Source organism: Nocardia jinanensis, from assembly GCF_014645735.1.
GTDB lineage: Bacteria > Actinomycetota > Actinomycetes > Mycobacteriales > Mycobacteriaceae > Nocardia > Nocardia jinanensis.
On sequence record NZ_BMMH01000068.1, the window covers coordinates 1 to 628 of the forward strand.

Annotated in this window: 1 protein-coding gene; it reads right to left on the reverse strand. The window is 64.6% G+C overall.

Going from position 1 to position 628, the window contains the following annotated elements; genetic code table 11:
• A partial coding sequence (locus tag IEY68_RS35875; RefSeq protein WP_229719243.1) for a cytochrome P450 occupies positions 1-453 on the reverse strand: 453 nt, incomplete at its 3' end.
• Positions 454-628: the final 175 nt, after the last annotated feature.

Genomic DNA, 628 nt, shown 5'->3' on the forward strand with positions numbered 1-628 from the left:
GGTATCGCGGGTCGCTCGGCGGGCGAAATGCACCACGACGCTGCCCCAGCGGATGAATTCCTCGATTGCGGCGTTCATCCGCCCATCGAGATCCGCACGCAGCCAATCGATTTGGTCCGGATTCTCAACCAGCGCCTTGAACGCATGGGAGGTGGTCTGTTTGGTGGTGTCATTGCCGGCGGCGGAGATCAGCACCATGAACGCGCCGATGTCCTCGTCGCTGAGGCGATGCCCGTCGAATTCGGCATCGATCATCGCGCTCATGAGGTCATTGCGCGGTTCCACGCGGCGCCGCCGGGCCAGGTCGGTGCCGGCGGAGTGGAGGATGCCGATCTGCCTGTAGAAGAACTCGGCACGCTCCTCGAGGCTCGTGTACTCGAGGTCGGTGGTGCCGAACAGGGCTTCGGTCGCGAACGCGACCGCCTCGCGGTCGGCCTCGGGGATCCCGATCATCTGCGAAATGGTCTGCATGGGCAGTTTCCGGGACACCGCATCGACGAAATCGAGGGTCTCGCCGGCCCGCAGATCGGCGACGAAATCGTCCACGATCCGCGTGGCATTGGCGCGGACCTGCTCCTCCACCCGCTGGATCTGGCGCGGAGTGAACGCCGAGCTGATCAATTTCCGG